Raw genomic sequence first — 15,806 nt, 5'->3', positions numbered from 1 at the left:
AATGAGTGAAGAGAACACGGTGGTAGAAGGGGCGAAGTGGGCACAAACATGGCTCACCAACAACCAAGATTTATTGACTCAATATGGGGTCAATATTGTCTCAGCATTATTGATTTTAGTGATCGGTAACATGGTGGTAAAAGGGCTCGCCAATTCCATGGCAGGAGTGATGCGCAAGCGTAATATGGACAATGCGGTGGTTGAGTTCATCCATGGCTTGGTTCGATACTTGCTTTTTATCATCGTGCTGATTGCGGCACTCAGCCGTGTTGGCGTACAAACCGCTTCTGTGATTGCGATTCTTGGTGCTGCTGGTTTAGCCGTCGGTTTGGCCTTACAAGGATCGTTAGCTAACTTTGCCGCTGGCGTCTTGATTGTGATGTTTCGCCCCTTTAAATCAGGGGATTATGTCGAGCTGGCAGGTGTTGCAGGCTCTGTCGAGTCGATACAAATTTTCTCTACCGTGCTGACTACCCCTGACAACAAAATGGTGGTGGTGCCGAATGGTTCAGTGATCAGCAGCCCTATCACTAACTATTCTAAGCATGCGACACGTCGCATTGATTTAACCATTGGTGTGGCGTACAGCGCGGATTTGAAGAAAACCAAAGCGGTGTTAACCGATATTGTGACGCAGCATCCGCTTATTCTAAAAGATCCTGAGCCTAATGTGGCGGTGATGACATTGGCCGACTCATCGGTGAACTTCGTCGTTCGACCTTGGGTGAAAACAGAAGATTACTGGAGTGTGTATTTTGAGCTCCTGCCGACCATCAAAGAAGCGCTGGACGCAAACGGTATTGAAATCCCTTTCCCGCAAATGAGTGTTCATTTCGAGCGCGGTGAGAGCCAAGCGTAAGCAGTCTATTGGTTTTAGCAGTCTATTGGTTTTCACTGGTATGGGTGCGGTAAGTGTGCCGCATCCATTCCCATGGCTTAACTGGCGAGCAAGCGTGCATAAAGACCGAGCGCCAGTTTGCCGGCAACAAAGATCATCATACTGGCCATTAACAGGTCGAGTAATCGACGTATCGATGGCGTCGACAGCCAAGGCGATAAGCGGGCAGCCCCTGCGGATAAGCCATAAAACCATAAACATGACCCCATCAGCGCGCCGATCGTAAAGGCAATTCGCTCATCGAATGCAAACTGGCCGCCAATCGCCCCTAACACCACCACGGTATCAAGGTAAACATGCGGGTTAAGCAAGGTCACCGCAAGCGCACCAATGATCACTGCTCGGCGCCCGCGGCTCATGCTCAGTACTGTTAAGTCGTCTTCCTGATGTTGCTGACGCGCACTTTGTATAAACTGCCACGCATACACACTGAGAAACGCGATGCCAGCGATAGTTATCGTATTCAGCAATAAAGGATAGCTCGCTAATAAAGCGCCTCCACCGAAGATACCTGTCGAGATCAAGACGATATCGCAGACAAAGCAAATGGATGCAGTGATCATATGGTGTTCACGGCTGATCCCTTGGTTAATCACATAGGCGTTTTGCGCGCCAATGGGGATAATCATGGTGAGACTTAATCCTAAGCCTTGAAGTGCGACTAAAAAACTGCTCACGGTCTATTCCTTTTATCTCGTGTCATTCCCCTCACTTTAAGCAGAGCGACCCGGAAAGGGAACCGAATTTTCTTCATCATGTAACGGATACGGGAGCAAGAAGAGAAATTGCCGATCACACACAGGTTTGTGCCGAGTAATAAATGGCGTTGAGCGGGTTTTAACATAAACTTGACCTAAGCGAGGGAGTCTTTCGCTGATAAAAGAGTCTGACCTCTAACCTCATGATATTTTGAATCCATAAAAGGAGAGATGATGCGTAAGTTTAAAGCAATGATATGGCTCACCGGCGCGTTGGTTATGTCCCCGGCGGTGATGGCCAACATCGATTTTCCTCATTTAGAGATCACAGGTGTTGGGGAAATCACGGCAGCGCCTGATATGGCCAATATTGATGTTGGCGTGATCACTGAGCGAAAAACCGCCAAAGCAGCAAAAAGCGCATCAGATAAAGCGGTTGCTGCTTTTATCGAACGGCTGGCAAAACAAGGTGTGAAACGTGAACAGATAGAGAGCGCCCATATCCAGCTATCTCCACGTTATCAACATACAAAAGACAAAGCGCCTGAACTGATAGGCTATCGTGCCGAACGACAGGTGACGGTGACGCTAAATCAGCTAGACAAATTGAATGCAGTGCTAGATGGTGCGTTGGGCGAGGGGATCAACCGTATCCGACAGGTACAGCTAACCAGTAGCGAACAGTTGGCGCTTAAAGACAAGGCGCGCGAGGCTGCTGTTAACGACGCAAAAGATAAAGCAGATGCCTTGGCTAAAAGCCTGGGGATGCGCATTGATGGCGTTTGGCAAGTTCGCTACCGCTCAAGTCATCCGCGCCCGGTGATGATGAACGCACAAATGCGGAGTGACAGTGCTGAAGTGGCAGCGACCTATCAGGATGCGACTATGCAGATACGCGATCAAGTCGATATTATTTTTCGTTTAGAAGACTAAGCGTGTAATACGTAATGTGCACGGCATTACCGCTATACCCATAAAAAGGGCGCCCTCTAAGGCGCCCTGTATTTTATCGCTTTAGGATGGATTACGCGGTTGGATTAATCGGCTTTCCATCCGCATCTGTTGCTTGGCTGTCCTGAGTACCATTGCGACGCGCTAAGCGCTGCTCCCAGTAGTCAGCATTTTTGATTCCTAGTTTGACGGGATCAAAGGTGTAAGTTTCAACCCCTTGGGCTTGCTGCTCTTCATAGTCTTTCAACGCCTTCATCGCCGGTTTGGACATGAAGAAGATGATGATGATACCGACAATGTTGAGCCAAGCCATTAAGCCAACGCCAGCGTCACCAAATGCCCAAGCGAGGTTAGCACTACGAACACAACCATAGAATACCGCGGACATCAGCACCAGTTTCAGTACAAACATCATACCAGGCACTTTAAACGTGCGACGTAGGTACGCAATGTTGGTTTCCGCAATGTAGTAGTAGGCAAGAATGGTAGTAAAGGCGAAGAAGAAAAGTGCAAACGCGATAAAGGGTTTGCCCAGTCCAGGCATCGCCGCTTCAATGGCAAGCTGAGTAAACTCAGGGCTATTGGCTGCCACCGATGAGGCTAAGTTTTGTACGATAAAGGCGTCACCGGCACCGTGCACATTGTAAGCACCGGTAATGATGATCATAAATGCGGTGGCTGAACAGACCAATAGCGTATCAATATACACGGAGAACGACTGCACCAAACCTTGCTGAGCTGGGTGCTCAACGTTCGCAGCAGCGGCGGCATGAGGGCCTGTTCCCTGACCGGCTTCGTTAGAGTAAACCCCACGTTTCACCCCCCAACCGATTGCTGCGCCAGCACCGGCCATTGGTGTGAAGGCATCGCCAACAATCATGGCAAACACGGTAGGTACTTCGCTGATGTTGAGCAAAATGATGACGAAGGCGATAATAATGTACGCCAGCGCCATAAATGGCACGACGATCTGGGTAAAGTGGGCGATACGCTTCACACCACCAAAAATAATGAAACCCAGCACGACAGAAATAAAGGCGCCAGTGATGATTTTAGACACCTCGAGTGCGCCAAACATGGCGGTATCAACCATAGCACCTGAGCCAAAGGCGGTTTCAACGGCATTACCAATGGCATTCGACTGTACGCCCGGCAACATGACGCCACAAGCGAGGAGTGTCGCGAGTGCAAAAAGAATGGCATACCATTTTTGCCCCATCGCTTTTTCAATATAATACGCTGGCCCACCGCGGAACTCACCGTTGTCTTCTTCTTTATAAATCTGCGCGAGGGTTGACTCGGTGAATGCCGTTGCCGCCCCTAAGAAGGCAACAACCCACATCCAAAAAACAGCGCCTGGACCGCCAAAACCGATCGCTGCTGCCACACCGGCAATATTACCGGTACCGACACGACCAGAAAGGGAAACGGCGAGCGCTTGGAATGAAGAGATCCCTTTTTCCGAACTTTTCCCAGAAAAGAGCAGTCGCCACATCTCGGAGAAATGACGGACTTGCACAAAACGTGTCAATATGGAGTAGAACAGTCCTGCACCTAGACAGGTATAGATCAGCACTGGGCTCCATATGATGCTATTTAAGAAATCGACAAACGATTGCATAGTGAGTTCCTTCTACTGTGTTTGCATCATGTTTTATTGTAATCGCGGCTAGCATCTTAAACTGATTTGCAACTCAATTGTTAACATTTTGTGTCATTGTGTTGTGTGATGTGTGAAATTGATCGTTTAGTGTGCAGTAAAATGGACGTGACAGGCGAAAAAAAGGAGACCGTGTAGGGCCTCCTTGAGTAAATCCTTATATTTCAGCCAGTCAGTGTGACGGATGGATGTCTAAATCTATTTGCGTTTTTTGGGCTTTTTAGCTGTGGTTGTCTTTTTATCGCTTTGCTTCTTTTTTTTCTTTTTGTGCTCTGCTTTTTTATGTTTTGGCTTCAAACCATCAATGGTTCGCTCTTTGATATCTTCATCCATATAACGGGTGATCCGATCCATCATGGGCTGATCGTGGGCCTCAACCAGCGAAATGGCAGATCCTTTCTTACCCGCGCGTGCTGTGCGACCAATACGGTGTAAATACACATCGGCAGTCCGCGGAAGATCGTAGTTAATCACGTGGGTGATATCAGGCACATCAATGCCGCGAGCGGCCACATCGGTCGCGAGGAGAATACGCACTTTTCCCTCACTAAAACGGCTGATGGCATTATTGCGTTTGGCTTGTTGCATTTCACCTTGAATCCAGGCGCATTCGAGTTGTTGCGACTGCATATACTCGCGAAGTTCCGCCAAGCGTTCACGTGTTTTTATGAAGACAATCGCGCGCGCCGCTTGATCGTTCACAATGGCTTTGAGTAGCGCGCGTTTATGATTGAAGTCGTCACAACGGTAATACCACTGGGTGATTTTTTTGCGTTCACGGCGAGGAGGAGTGACATCGATTAGCTCTGGCTCGTCCAAAAGACTGTCAGTGAATCCGCTAACCCCGCGACCTTCAAGTGTTGCTGAAAATAGCATGGTCTGACGACGACGTTGGCACTCATCAGATAGGCGATTGACCATATTGGCAAAGCCCATATCCAACATGCGATCTGCTTCATCGAGAATAAGGCACTCAACGGCGCGACAATCGAAACGCTCTGCCTCGATGTACTCCATTAAGCGACCTGGGGTCGCGACGACAATATCCTGGGTTTTTCCCAATTGCTCGGCGTGCTCTTGATACGAAATCCCGCCGGTAATGGTGAACACCTTTAGACTTGTGTTTTTGGCTAATGCACGCGCTTCATCAGCGACTTGTATTGCCAGTTCACGCGTGGGGGTCAGAATAAGCACGCGGCCTGGTCCTGGCTTTTGCCGTGGAAAATCTAACAAGTGCTGCAGCATTGGCAGCAAAAAAGCCGTGGTTTTTCCCGTTCCGGTTGGTGCCGACGCGAGGATGTCGCGCCCATCCATACCATGGGGGATGACCTCCGATTGGATAAGCGTTGGGCGCTGATAGCCCATATCGTCGAGTGCACTGAGCAGTTCAGGATCCAGCTCTAGTTCGGCAAAGCTTCGCACAGGGTAATTCTCCAAGGATAGTTAAGCGCGGCATTATAGACGCAAATGGTGTAAATAGGCAGCGCGTCATCACCAATACGGGTTGTCCTACACTGCGATGTTTTGCTTACGGCAATTTGAGATAAAACGCGCGCGTCAAGGCGGCAAACGTTTGGGTGTAGTCGCCATGTTGATCACGCACGGTGATCGTATCAGATCTTAGCGTTCCCGTCGTGGGACTTAAAGTGAACAATAATCGTGATGGCGGTTTATTCGAGCTAGGCTTCACGCGGACATAGCGGCGTAAGTAGAGACCACATTCAGCGGCCTGTTCGATCAACGCCTCGGCTTCTTTGACGGGTAAAATCAGATCAGCATATCCTGTTGGCGTTAAAAGACGAGCCAAGCAGTGAACTAAATCTTCATGGCTAAGCGTTTGCGTGTGTCTGGCGATCGCACGTTGCTTGTTTTTTGATGAAACACCACTGGTAAAATACGGCGGATTACACACAATGTGAGGCCATAGATGCGGGCTGCGATAGGTGTTGATATCGGTATGTTGTACCTGAATTTGATCCACAAACCGTGACCTTGCCACATTGTCGTATGCACAGTGAAACGCTGACACGTCATAGTCGACGGCTGTCATTGCCAGGTTAGGAAAACGTTGTGCCAACATAAGGGCTAATAATCCGGTGCCAGTTCCTATATCTAAACTGTGTTGTGCCTGATTCGGTTCGGCCCACGCCCCTAACAGCACCCCGTCGGTACTGACTTTCATGCCACAGTTACTGTGTTCAATCGTGAACTGTTTAAATCGAAATTGACTCACAAGATGCTCAGTGTCTCCGTAGTTTGGTCAGCAAGCCGATAGCATTTTTTGCTTTAATGTGATCAGAGTGTTGCAAGATGTCGTTATTGAAAAATGCCAGAGATAATTATTTAGCCAGTTTATTGAGCTGATTGTTATTGCTAAAGCAGAAGATCACAAGGTTTTTTGCCAATGCCTTTACTGTGACAGGGAACTTGTTCATTATTCTGCATTCCGCCTATCGTCTGAAACAAAATATTATAAATCAGCGTTTCAGATGGGCGAAAGATTATTCATTTGCAAACACCCTCTAAAGCTGTAGGTATTCATCGTGACTAAACGTTTAAAATTAGTAGATATTTTAGCGTTAGGTTTTATGACCTTTGCCTTTTTCTTAGGCGCGGGAAATATAATCTTTCCACCACAAGCTGGCATGTTAGCTGGCGACCATTACACCGCCGCCATGATCGGATTTTTGATCACTGCCGTCGGTCTTCCGCTGATTGGTATTATCGCCGTTGCCATCGCAGGAGGGGGCTGGAAAGGGCTCACTCGTGATTTGCCAACCGGTGTCGCGACCCTGATGGCAGTGTTGATTTTTATTATCATTGGCCCGGCTTTTGCGGCGCCTCGTGCCGGATTGGTCGCTTACGAGATTGGTTTTAAGCCTTTTTTGTCATCGCCTGGACAGCTTGAGCTGGGTGCGTTTTCTGTTGTCTTTTTCGCCGCCGCGATGTTTTTCTCTCTTTCGCAAGGAAAACTGATCGACACGATCGGTAAATTCTTGACGCCTTTATTATTTGCGGCATTAGCGATCTTGGCGATCGCGGTGATTGTTAATCCACAAGGTGAGGTGGCCGCCGCGCAAGGAAGTTACGTTGAGAATGCGCTGACGACCGGTTTTCTTGAAGGGTATAACACCATGGATACCTTCGCCGCCTTGATGTTTGGTATGTTGATTGTCGATGTTATCCGCAAAAAAGGTATTGAAGACAACAAAGCGACCTGCATGTATCTGATTTACGCCGGCATTATTGCTGCCGCAGGCTTAGCGTTTGTCTATGTTTCCTTGTTTTATTTAGGCTCAACCGCGAGTGTGGTGGCACAGGGGACACAAAACGGTGGCGAAATCATGGCCGCCTATGTGGATGCCCTGTTTGGTCCGGTTGGACAAATGATCCTTGCCGCCATCATCGGTTTGGCGTGTTTGACCACAGTAATTGGCTTGGTCAGCGCATGTGCAGACTATTTTAGCTCACTGACTTCATGGACATACCGCCGCTGGGTGGTAGTGGTAGCAACCGTCTGTGCCGTGGTTGCCAATGTTGGCCTAAAGCAGTTAATCGCCATTTCCGTTCCGGTGTTGTTCGCTTTATACCCCGTCGCGATTGCCCTGATTGGCTTGACCTTTATTCGTCGCTGGTTGCCGAATCCAGCACTGGGTTATCGTTTAGTGATGGGCGTTGCCTTGGTATTTAGCTTACTCGATGCGGTAAAAGTAATGGGAGTCGATATGAGCACCTTCAACTTCTTGCCATTGTTTGATGTCGGTATGGCGTGGTTACTGCCGACGTTAGTCGCCATGGTGGTAGCCAAGTTTGTTGGCGCCCGAGACTCGGCCTTAGCCGAAGCGTAATCGCCTGGCATTAAGATAAAAACCGCGCCAAGTAGCGCGGTTTTTTTATTATGGTAGTGGTAACTCTATCACCGCCTAGGCGATTCAAGCGCTCACGCTTAGCAAGTGTTCAGCGTAGGATTGATTGCACGCAGTGCGCGCTAAAGCATTGCCTGATATTCTACCAGCACTTGCTCGCACCAGGTTTGAATGCGCTCATCACTGAGATCGTATTCGCTGTCTTCATCGAGGGCTAAGCCGACAAACTGTTTACCATCCTCCGTCACCGCCTTGGATGCATCAAAGCGGTAGCCTGCGGTTGGCCAGTAGCCAATAAACTGCGCGCCACAACCTTGTAACTGCTGATGAAGCATGCCCATGGCATCGAGATACCATTCCGCGTAGCCTTCCTGATCCCCTAAACCGAACAGGGCGATGACTTTATCGTTTAGCTGCAAGCTATCTATATCTTGCCAAACGGCTTCCCAGTCTTCTTGGAGCTCACCGAAATCCCAGGTGGAAATACCTAGCAGTAGTAAGTCATAGTCTGCCATCTTGGCGAGCGGCGTTTCTTTTACATTGTGGAGCTCGACCAGATCGTCACCGATAAAATCACGGATTTTTTCCGCGGCCATTTCGGTGTAGCAGGTGGTAGAGCCATAAAAAAGACCGATTTTCATAGCGCGACTCTGTTGTTTATCATGCGGGCAGTTTACCTGTTGAACGGCAATTTGATCCAGCAAGGGCTAGCGACATTTTGTATAATGTTGGTCGTCCCTACCCCGGCAAACCACGTATTTTCCGATTTATAACCAAGCAGGCTGAACGTGAATAAAAACATTGAATTAATCGAACAGTTTCTGGACGCCATGTGGATGGAACGCGGGTTATCCGAGAATACCTTAAATTCCTATCGTGCCGACTTACTCAAGCTTTGTTACTGGCTCGACCGTCGTGCATTGGTGGCAGTGAGTAAGCAAGATTTACAAGATTATCAGTATTGGTTACACGAACAAGGCTACCAATCCAGCTCTCGCAGCCGAATGGTGTCGGCATTACGTCGGCTTTTTCAATATGTATACCGTCAGAAGTTGCGTCCCGACGATCCGAGTGCGACGCTGATAAGTCCCAAACAACCTAAACGATTGCCAAAAGATCTAACTGAAGCGCAGATCGACGATTTATTAGAGGCACCGAACACGCGCGATCCGTTAGAGTTGCGAGATAAAGCGATGCTAGAGCTACTCTATGCCACCGGGCTACGTGTAACCGAATTAATTGAACTCACCACTGAAACCGTGAGCCTTCGCCAAGGTGTCGTGCGTGTCTCAGGGAAAGGCGATAAAGAGCGGTTAGTACCGATGGGTGAATCGGCGGTGGATTGGCTCGAACAGTATTTAGCTCACAGTCGTCCCGTCTTATTGGGCCAAACCAGCACCGATGTGTTTTTTCCGAGTAAACGCGCGCGGCAAATGACACGACAAACTTTTTGGCATCGAATTAAATATTATGCTCAACTGGCCGGTATTGAGACCGATGATTTATCTCCACACGTCCTTCGACATGCTTTCGCGACCCATCTGCTTAATCATGGTGCGGATTTGCGGGTAGTACAGATGTTGTTGGGGCACAGTGATCTTTCAACGACGCAAATTTATACCCATGTGGCGACGGAGCGTTTGAAACAGCTTCATCAAGCGCATCATCCTCGAGGTTAACCCGCAATTGGTAATCACTTCATGATAGAAATAAAAAGACGGACGCCGTCAGTCACGCCAGCATTCAGCGATGCCATTCCTCCGCTCTTACAGCGTTTATATGCGCACCGTGGGCTACAAACAGATAGCGAGCTAAATCGCAGCGCAGCGGGGCTCCATCAATATCAAGCGCTCAAAGGGATCGATGCCGCCGTACACTTGCTTGCCGAGGCCTTGGCGGCCCATCGGTCTATTTTAATCGTTGGAGATTTTGATGCTGATGGCGCGACTTCATCGGCGCTATCAGTGAAAGCACTGCGTATGATGGGCGCGACACGGGTAGATTATTTGGTGCCCAATCGCTTTGATGATGGTTACGGCTTGAGCCCAGAGGTGGTTGATCAAGCCGCTGAGCGAGGCGCAGAGCTGATTATGACCGTCGATAACGGCGTATCTTCATTAGCAGGTGTTGCCCATGCCAAAGCCCTCGGTATGCACGTATTGGTAACCGATCATCATTTGCCCGGCGATCAACTGCCGAATGCGGATGCGATGGTCAACCCGAATTTAGATGACTGCCACTTTCCCTCTAAAGCGTTAGCAGGGGTCGGAGTCGCGTTTTATTTAATGCTTGCTTTGCGAGCGCACTTGCGTGACCAAGGTTGGTTTACGCAACAAGGTTTGGCTATCCCTAATCTGGCTGAGCTACTCGATTTAGTCGCACTCGGCACGGTGGCGGATGTGGTGGCGCTTGATAGCAACAACCGCATTCTTGTTCATCAAGGGTTACAGCGGATCCGAGCAGGTCGTTGTCGGCCAGGGATTCAAGCCTTGATCGAGGTCGCCAATCGCAATATGGCAACACTGGTCGCCAGTGATTTTGGTTTTGCGCTAGGGCCCAGGATCAATGCGGCAGGACGGTTAGATGACATGGCCTTCGGGGTAGAGCTATTACTGTGCGACAACATCCATGCGGCCAGACGGATGGCGTCCGAGCTGGACGCGTTAAATCAAACGCGTAAAGATATCGAACAAGGTATGAAGCAAGAAGCCGTGGCTTGGTGCGAGCGCTTGATTGCCGAACACTCTGAGCAAGATTTACCGGTGGGACTGGCCTTATTCCAGCGCGATTGGCACCAGGGTGTCATTGGCATTCTCGCGTCGCGCTTAAAAGATCAATTTCATCGTCCGGTGATCGCCTTTGCCGACGGTGGCGAGGGGCTGATCAAAGGATCGGCACGCTCGATTCCCGGCTTACACATGCGTGATACGCTAGATAGGATAGATACGCTCAATCCCGGGTTAATTAAAAAGTTTGGCGGCCATGCCATGGCCGCGGGACTGACCATCGACGAAGCACAGTTTGATACGTTCGCCAAGCAGTTTGATGCGCAGGTGCGCGAGCAGGTCAGTGAGGATGATCTGAAAGGGGTACTATTGAGCGACGGCGCGCTGCAAAGCCATGAGCTGGGGATAGAGACTGCCGAGATCATTCAATCTGGCGGACCTTGGGGACAAGGGTTTCCAGAGCCGCAGTTCGATGGCAACTTTCATGTATTACAGCAAAAGCTGGTGGGAGGAAAACACTTAAAATTGATGGTTGAGCCTGAAGGTGGTGGCACCATGATAGATGCGATCGCATTTAACGTGGATGTGCGTCGCTGGCCGGATCCCAGTGTCAAAACGCTTCACCTCGTTTATCGACTGGATATCAATGAGTTTCGTGGTAATCGCAGTGCTCAGCTGATTGTTTCTTACCTTGAACCGGCTTAATTGTGCGGCTTTTTCCATCACGCCCTGTTTATTAGCGCGACAATTCGCTAAAATTCGGCGGTTAAATTTCCGCAAATAATGAAGATGCTTGACCATGTTTGAGATTAATCCAATCAAAAATCGCCTCGCGGATATCGCTGAACGCACCGATGTCCTTCGGGGGTATCTTTGACTACGATGCTAAAAAAGAGCGTCTAGAAGAAGTTAATGCCGAATTAGAACAACCCGACGTATGGAATGAACCACAACGTGCCCAAGCGCTGGGTAAAGAGCGTGCTTCACTGGAGGCAGTGGTTGAAACCATCGATCACTTGACCCAAGGGGGCGAAGAGGTCAACGAGCTGTTGATGCTGGCGGTCGAAGAAGACGATCAAGAAACCTTTGATGAAGTTGAGCCTGAGTTGGCCGACCTTGAAGCAAAGCTCACTAAGCTTGAATTCCGTCGTATGTTCTCTGGCGAGCATGATGCATCCGATAGCTATATTGACTTGCAAGCAGGGTCTGGCGGCACAGAAGCGCAAGATTGGACCAACATGATGCTCCGCATGTACCTCCGTTGGGCGGATGCAAAAGGCTTTAAAACCGAAGTTATCGAAGTATCTGAAGGCGATGTCGCTGGGCTTAAATCGGCGACTGTGCGTATATCAGGCGAATACGCCTACGGATGGTTACGTACGGAGACAGGCGTGCATCGCTTGGTGCGTAAGTCGCCGTTTGATTCTGGCGGGCGCCGTCATACCTCATTTGCGTCTGCGTTTGTGTACCCTGAAATTGATGACGACATTGATATCGAGATCAATCCTTCTGATTTACGCATTGATGTTTACCGTGCATCGGGGGCCGGTGGTCAGCACGTTAACACCACAGAATCAGCGGTCCGTATTACCCATGTGCCGACCAATACCGTGGTGCAGTGTCAGAACGATCGCTCGCAACACAAAAACAAAGATCAAGCGATGAAACAGCTAAGAGCCAAGCTGTTTGAACTTGAGCTACAAAAGCAAAATGCGGAAAAACAAGCCAACGAAGATGCAAAGTCGGATATTGGTTGGGGCAGTCAAATTCGCTCCTATGTCTTGGATGATTCGCGCATCAAAGACTTGCGTACCGGTGTTGAAAACCGTAATACCCAGGCCGTTCTTGATGGCGATTTAGATAAATTTATTGAAGCCAGCCTCAAATCTGGCCTGTAATCACGATTTAATGTAAAGGGTTTTCTATGACTGACCAGTTACCAGACGAAAATAAGCTGATTGCCGAGCGTCGCGCCAAACTGAATCACATTCGTGAAAACTGTAAGGCAAACGGCCATCCTAACGACTTCCGTCGTGAGCATCTTGCCGCAGACCTGCAGGCTGAATTTGGCGATAAAGACAAAGCCGAGCTTGAAACACTTGATCACAAAGTCACGATCGCAGGCCGYATTATGGCCAAGCGTGGACCATTTATGGTGGTACAAGATGTCTCGGGCCGTGTGCAAGCCTATGCCTCGAAAGACGTACAAAAAGCGCTGAAAGCCGAGTACCAAGGCTTAGATATTGGTGACATTATTGGCGTGCATGGTGCGCTGCATAAGTCGGGCAAAGGCGATCTGTATGTCAACATGGAGCGCTACCAGCTACTGACCAAAGCATTGCGTCCGTTGCCAGAAAAATTCCATGGCTTGGCTGATCAAGAGCTGCGTTATCGTCAACGTTATGTCGACTTGATTGTCAACGAAGAGTCACGTCACGCATTCCAAGTACGTTCAAGTGTGGTGACCGCCATTCGTAACTACATGGTAGAAAAGCACTTTATGGAAGTGGAAACACCGATGATGCACGTTATCCCAGGTGGGGCAACAGCACGTCCATTTACCACTCATCATAATGCGTTAGATATCGACATGTATCTACGTGTCGCGCCTGAGCTATACCTCAAGCGTCTCGTTGTCGGTGGTTTCGAGCGTGTGTTTGAAGTGAACCGGAATTTCCGTAACGAAGGTTTATCGCCACGCCATAACCCAGAATTCACCATGATGGAATTCTATATGGCGTACGCGGACTATAACGATCTGATGGATCTCACCGAAGATATGTTATCGCGTGTGGCGCTGGAAGTGATGGGGCAATCTGTAATGCCTTATGGCGAACATGAGATTAATTTTGCTGGGCCTTACCCACGCATTACCATGCTTGATGCCATTAAGCAGTACAACCCTGATCATGCTGAGATTCAAGCGCTGAACGATGAGAATGTGCAAGAGCGAGATCATCTAGCCGCCATTGCCAAATCACTGAATATCAGTGTCGAATCGTTTTGGACGGCTGGCCAGTTACTTGAAGAAATCTTCGGTGAAACGGCGGAGCCACAATTAATTCAGCCGACCTTCATTACCGAATACCCAGCGGATATCTCACCATTGGCTCGTCGCAATGACGACAACCCATTCGTGACTGACCGTTTTGAATTCTTCGTGGGTGGGCGTGAAGTGGCCAATGGCTTCTCAGAGCTAAACGATGCCGAAGATCAAGATGCGCGCTTCAAAGCCCAAGTTGATGCCAAAGATGCCGGTGATGATGAGGCCATGTATTACGATGCCGATTACATTAATGCGCTTGAACATGGCTTGCCGCCAACGGCAGGGCAGGGGATTGGCATTGATCGTCTGGTGATGCTCTTTACCAATACACATACCATTCGCGATGTGATTTTGTTCCCAGCGATGCGCCCTCAACAAGGTAGCTAAAACTGGAAAGACCACCATGGAAGCGGCTCACAGAGCCGCTTTTTTTGTGCCTTATACCCGATATTTAGGTCAAAGACTCAACATTTTATCGGGTTTATTCATATATTTGACTAAAATAATGCTTATGGTGTCCAGCTGATGTCTCTTTATTGAGACAGATTTAAAATCGGCCAYCTTTATAATAAGGCTTTGTTTGGCAAGTAGTATGACAGACTGGATGTAAGGCAGGTGTTATGGGATTTGATGCAGGGAGTGACAAAACCTTAAGCTCACTCGTGGTGGTCGGTGGCGCTTATGAGCCTTGGCTGGCAACCCTTGAGCAAGCTGGCTGGCATTGTCATCGCTGCTATGATTTGCGTGCTGCGCAGTCATTGTTACAAGATATCGGCCCTTGTATTGGTATTGTCGATCTCAGCCATAACGACTTTAGCCTCAATGGTGTCGCTTCGCTAGTTAACCGTAACAAGCAGGTGCGTTGGTTAGCCTTGGTGAGAGAAAATCAGCTTACTAATGAAGCGATCTGCCAGTTTATTGTCAGTTTCTGTATTGACTACTTCACTTCGCCTGTTCCTAATTCGCAACTGATGAGTACCATTGGTCACCAACTCGGTATGCTGCGTCTTGAGCGCCATGTCTGGCCACAACTCGGTGACCACAGTGATATGGGACTAGAGGGAACGAGCCCGGCGATGAAAAAGTTGCGTGATCAAGTACGTCGTGTCGCGCCAACCGATGTGTCTGTGTTAATCGCCGGCGAGAGCGGTACCGGTAAAGAGCTAGTGGCCCAAGCGATTCATCATGCATCTACTCGTGCGAAAGCGCCGTTTGAGTCGGTGAAATGCTCGGCGTTAGCCGATGAGTCGATGCAGCATGCGTTGCTGGGCGATGAAAAGATGCCAGGGAAAATCCGCCAGTGTCATAAAAGCACCTTGTTTTTTGATGAAATTGGCGACTTACCCCTGCACTTGCAAGGGCACTTACTGCATTTGCTGCAAGAAGGCACCTTGGATATCACCCATGACCAATATAATCGTGATCTCGATGTGCGCGTGATTGCCTCCACCCATATGGATTTAGAAAAGCGTGTCGCCGAAGGATTATTTCGCGAAGACTTGTATTATCGATTGAATGTGCTGCGTATTAATATGCCAGCGCTTAAAGATCGCCAGTCCGATGTGCCTGAGTTAGCAGAGTATTTTTTGCTTAAGTTTGCACGTCAATATAATACGCAAGCACGAACCTTTTCTGATGAAGCCAAGCGCGTACTGAGCAGTTATTCGTGGCCGGGTAATGTGCGCGAGCTTATCAACCAGGTGAAGCGCGCGGTATTGCTGGCCGATCATCTGGTGATTGATGCGGAGCACTTAGATTTGCCCCATCAGGGTGATTATAAACAAAGCTTACGTAAAATCCGTGAAGAGTCGGAACGCGATGCGTTAATTGCTGTGCTAGAGGAAAATAAGGGACAAGTATCGGCCGCGGCTAAAGAGCTCGGTGTTTCACGTGCGACCATGTATCGGCTTTTAAATAAACACAATTTGATCCCCGCGCCACGCACGTTTCGTCAATAAACC

Annotated in this window: 13 protein-coding genes; 8 read left to right on the top strand and 5 right to left on the bottom strand. The window is 49.1% G+C overall.

Annotated elements, in window-relative coordinates; genetic code table 11:
• The first annotated feature begins 1 nt into the window (after position 1).
• Positions 2–859: a small-conductance mechanosensitive channel MscS gene (gene mscS, locus BZG81_RS08895; RefSeq protein ID WP_077661474.1), complete on the top strand. Its 858-nt coding sequence runs from the start codon at positions 2–4 to the stop codon at positions 857–859.
• Between the two features lie 77 nt (positions 860–936).
• Here mscS and BZG81_RS08890 read toward each other — a convergent pair whose 3' ends face one another.
• The gene (locus BZG81_RS08890; RefSeq protein ID WP_077661481.1) at positions 937–1,527 is read right to left on the bottom strand and encodes a LysE/ArgO family amino acid transporter; all 591 of its coding nucleotides are present in this window, start codon (positions 1,525–1,527) and stop codon (positions 937–939) included.
• Between the two features lie 303 nt (positions 1,528–1,830).
• Between BZG81_RS08890 and BZG81_RS08885 the strand changes: the two genes are divergently transcribed.
• Positions 1,831–2,529: an oxidative stress defense protein gene (locus tag BZG81_RS08885; protein WP_241827376.1), complete on the top strand. Its 699-nt coding sequence runs from the start codon at positions 1,831–1,833 to the stop codon at positions 2,527–2,529.
• A 91-nt stretch (positions 2,530–2,620) separates the two neighbouring features.
• On the opposite strand, the gene BZG81_RS08880 is transcribed toward BZG81_RS08885, so the two are convergent.
• The 3 genes from BZG81_RS08880 to BZG81_RS08870 form a co-directional block, all read right to left on the bottom strand.
• Positions 2,621–4,168 (bottom strand): alanine/glycine:cation symporter family protein, encoded by a 1,548-nt coding sequence (locus tag BZG81_RS08880; RefSeq protein ID WP_077461743.1) that lies wholly within the window; start codon positions 4,166–4,168, stop codon positions 2,621–2,623.
• A 237-nt stretch (positions 4,169–4,405) separates the two neighbouring features.
• Positions 4,406–5,629 (bottom strand): ATP-dependent RNA helicase SrmB, encoded by a 1,224-nt coding sequence (srmB, locus tag BZG81_RS08875; RefSeq protein ID WP_077677192.1) that lies wholly within the window; start codon positions 5,627–5,629, stop codon positions 4,406–4,408.
• Between the two features lie 106 nt (positions 5,630–5,735).
• Positions 5,736–6,440, bottom strand: coding sequence for a tRNA1(Val) (adenine(37)-N6)-methyltransferase (locus BZG81_RS08870; RefSeq protein WP_241827375.1), 705 nt, complete (start codon positions 6,438–6,440; stop codon positions 5,736–5,738).
• 310 nt (positions 6,441–6,750) lie between these two features.
• Here BZG81_RS08870 and brnQ point away from each other — a divergent pair, with 310 nt between their 5' ends.
• Positions 6,751–8,055 (top strand): branched-chain amino acid transport system II carrier protein, encoded by a 1,305-nt coding sequence (gene brnQ / locus BZG81_RS08865; protein WP_021023325.1) that lies wholly within the window; start codon positions 6,751–6,753, stop codon positions 8,053–8,055.
• A 140-nt stretch (positions 8,056–8,195) separates the two neighbouring features.
• On the opposite strand, the gene fldB is transcribed toward brnQ, so the two are convergent.
• Positions 8,196–8,714, bottom strand: coding sequence for a flavodoxin FldB (gene fldB, locus BZG81_RS08860; RefSeq protein WP_077461741.1), 519 nt, complete (start codon positions 8,712–8,714; stop codon positions 8,196–8,198).
• A 189-nt stretch (positions 8,715–8,903) separates the two neighbouring features.
• Here fldB and xerD point away from each other — a divergent pair, with 189 nt between their 5' ends.
• The 5 genes from xerD (at position 8,904) to BZG81_RS08835 (ending at position 15,803) form a co-directional block, all read left to right on the top strand.
• The gene (gene xerD, locus BZG81_RS08855; protein ID WP_241824100.1) at positions 8,904–9,752 is read left to right on the top strand and encodes a site-specific tyrosine recombinase XerD; all 849 of its coding nucleotides are present in this window, start codon (positions 8,904–8,906) and stop codon (positions 9,750–9,752) included.
• 21 nt (positions 9,753–9,773) lie between these two features.
• Positions 9,774–11,504 (top strand): single-stranded-DNA-specific exonuclease RecJ, encoded by a 1,731-nt coding sequence (gene recJ, locus BZG81_RS08850; RefSeq protein ID WP_077461739.1) that lies wholly within the window; start codon positions 9,774–9,776, stop codon positions 11,502–11,504.
• A 94-nt stretch (positions 11,505–11,598) separates the two neighbouring features.
• A protein-coding gene (gene prfB / locus BZG81_RS08845) for a peptide chain release factor 2 (protein WP_108742909.1) occupies positions 11,599–12,697 on the top strand; the annotation gives its coding sequence in 2 pieces (ribosomal slippage) (positions 11,599–11,673 and positions 11,675–12,697; 1,098 coding nt in all).
• A gap of 26 nt (positions 12,698–12,723) precedes the next feature.
• Complete coding sequence (gene lysS, locus BZG81_RS08840; protein WP_077646814.1) at positions 12,724–14,232, top strand: lysine--tRNA ligase; 1,509 nt, start codon at positions 12,724–12,726, stop codon at positions 14,230–14,232.
• Between the two features lie 233 nt (positions 14,233–14,465).
• Entirely contained in the window at positions 14,466–15,803 is a 1,338-nt protein-coding gene (locus BZG81_RS08835) for a sigma-54-dependent transcriptional regulator (protein ID WP_077576786.1), read from the top strand.
• Positions 15,804–15,806: the final 3 nt, after the last annotated feature.

Origin of the sequence: Salinivibrio sp. MA607 (assembly GCF_001996245.1) — a bacterium.
Taxonomy (GTDB): Bacteria; Pseudomonadota; Gammaproteobacteria; order Enterobacterales; family Vibrionaceae; genus Salinivibrio; species Salinivibrio costicola.
Note: the sequence above shows the minus strand (reverse complement) of the source record. Positions and strands in the feature narration are given on the sequence as shown.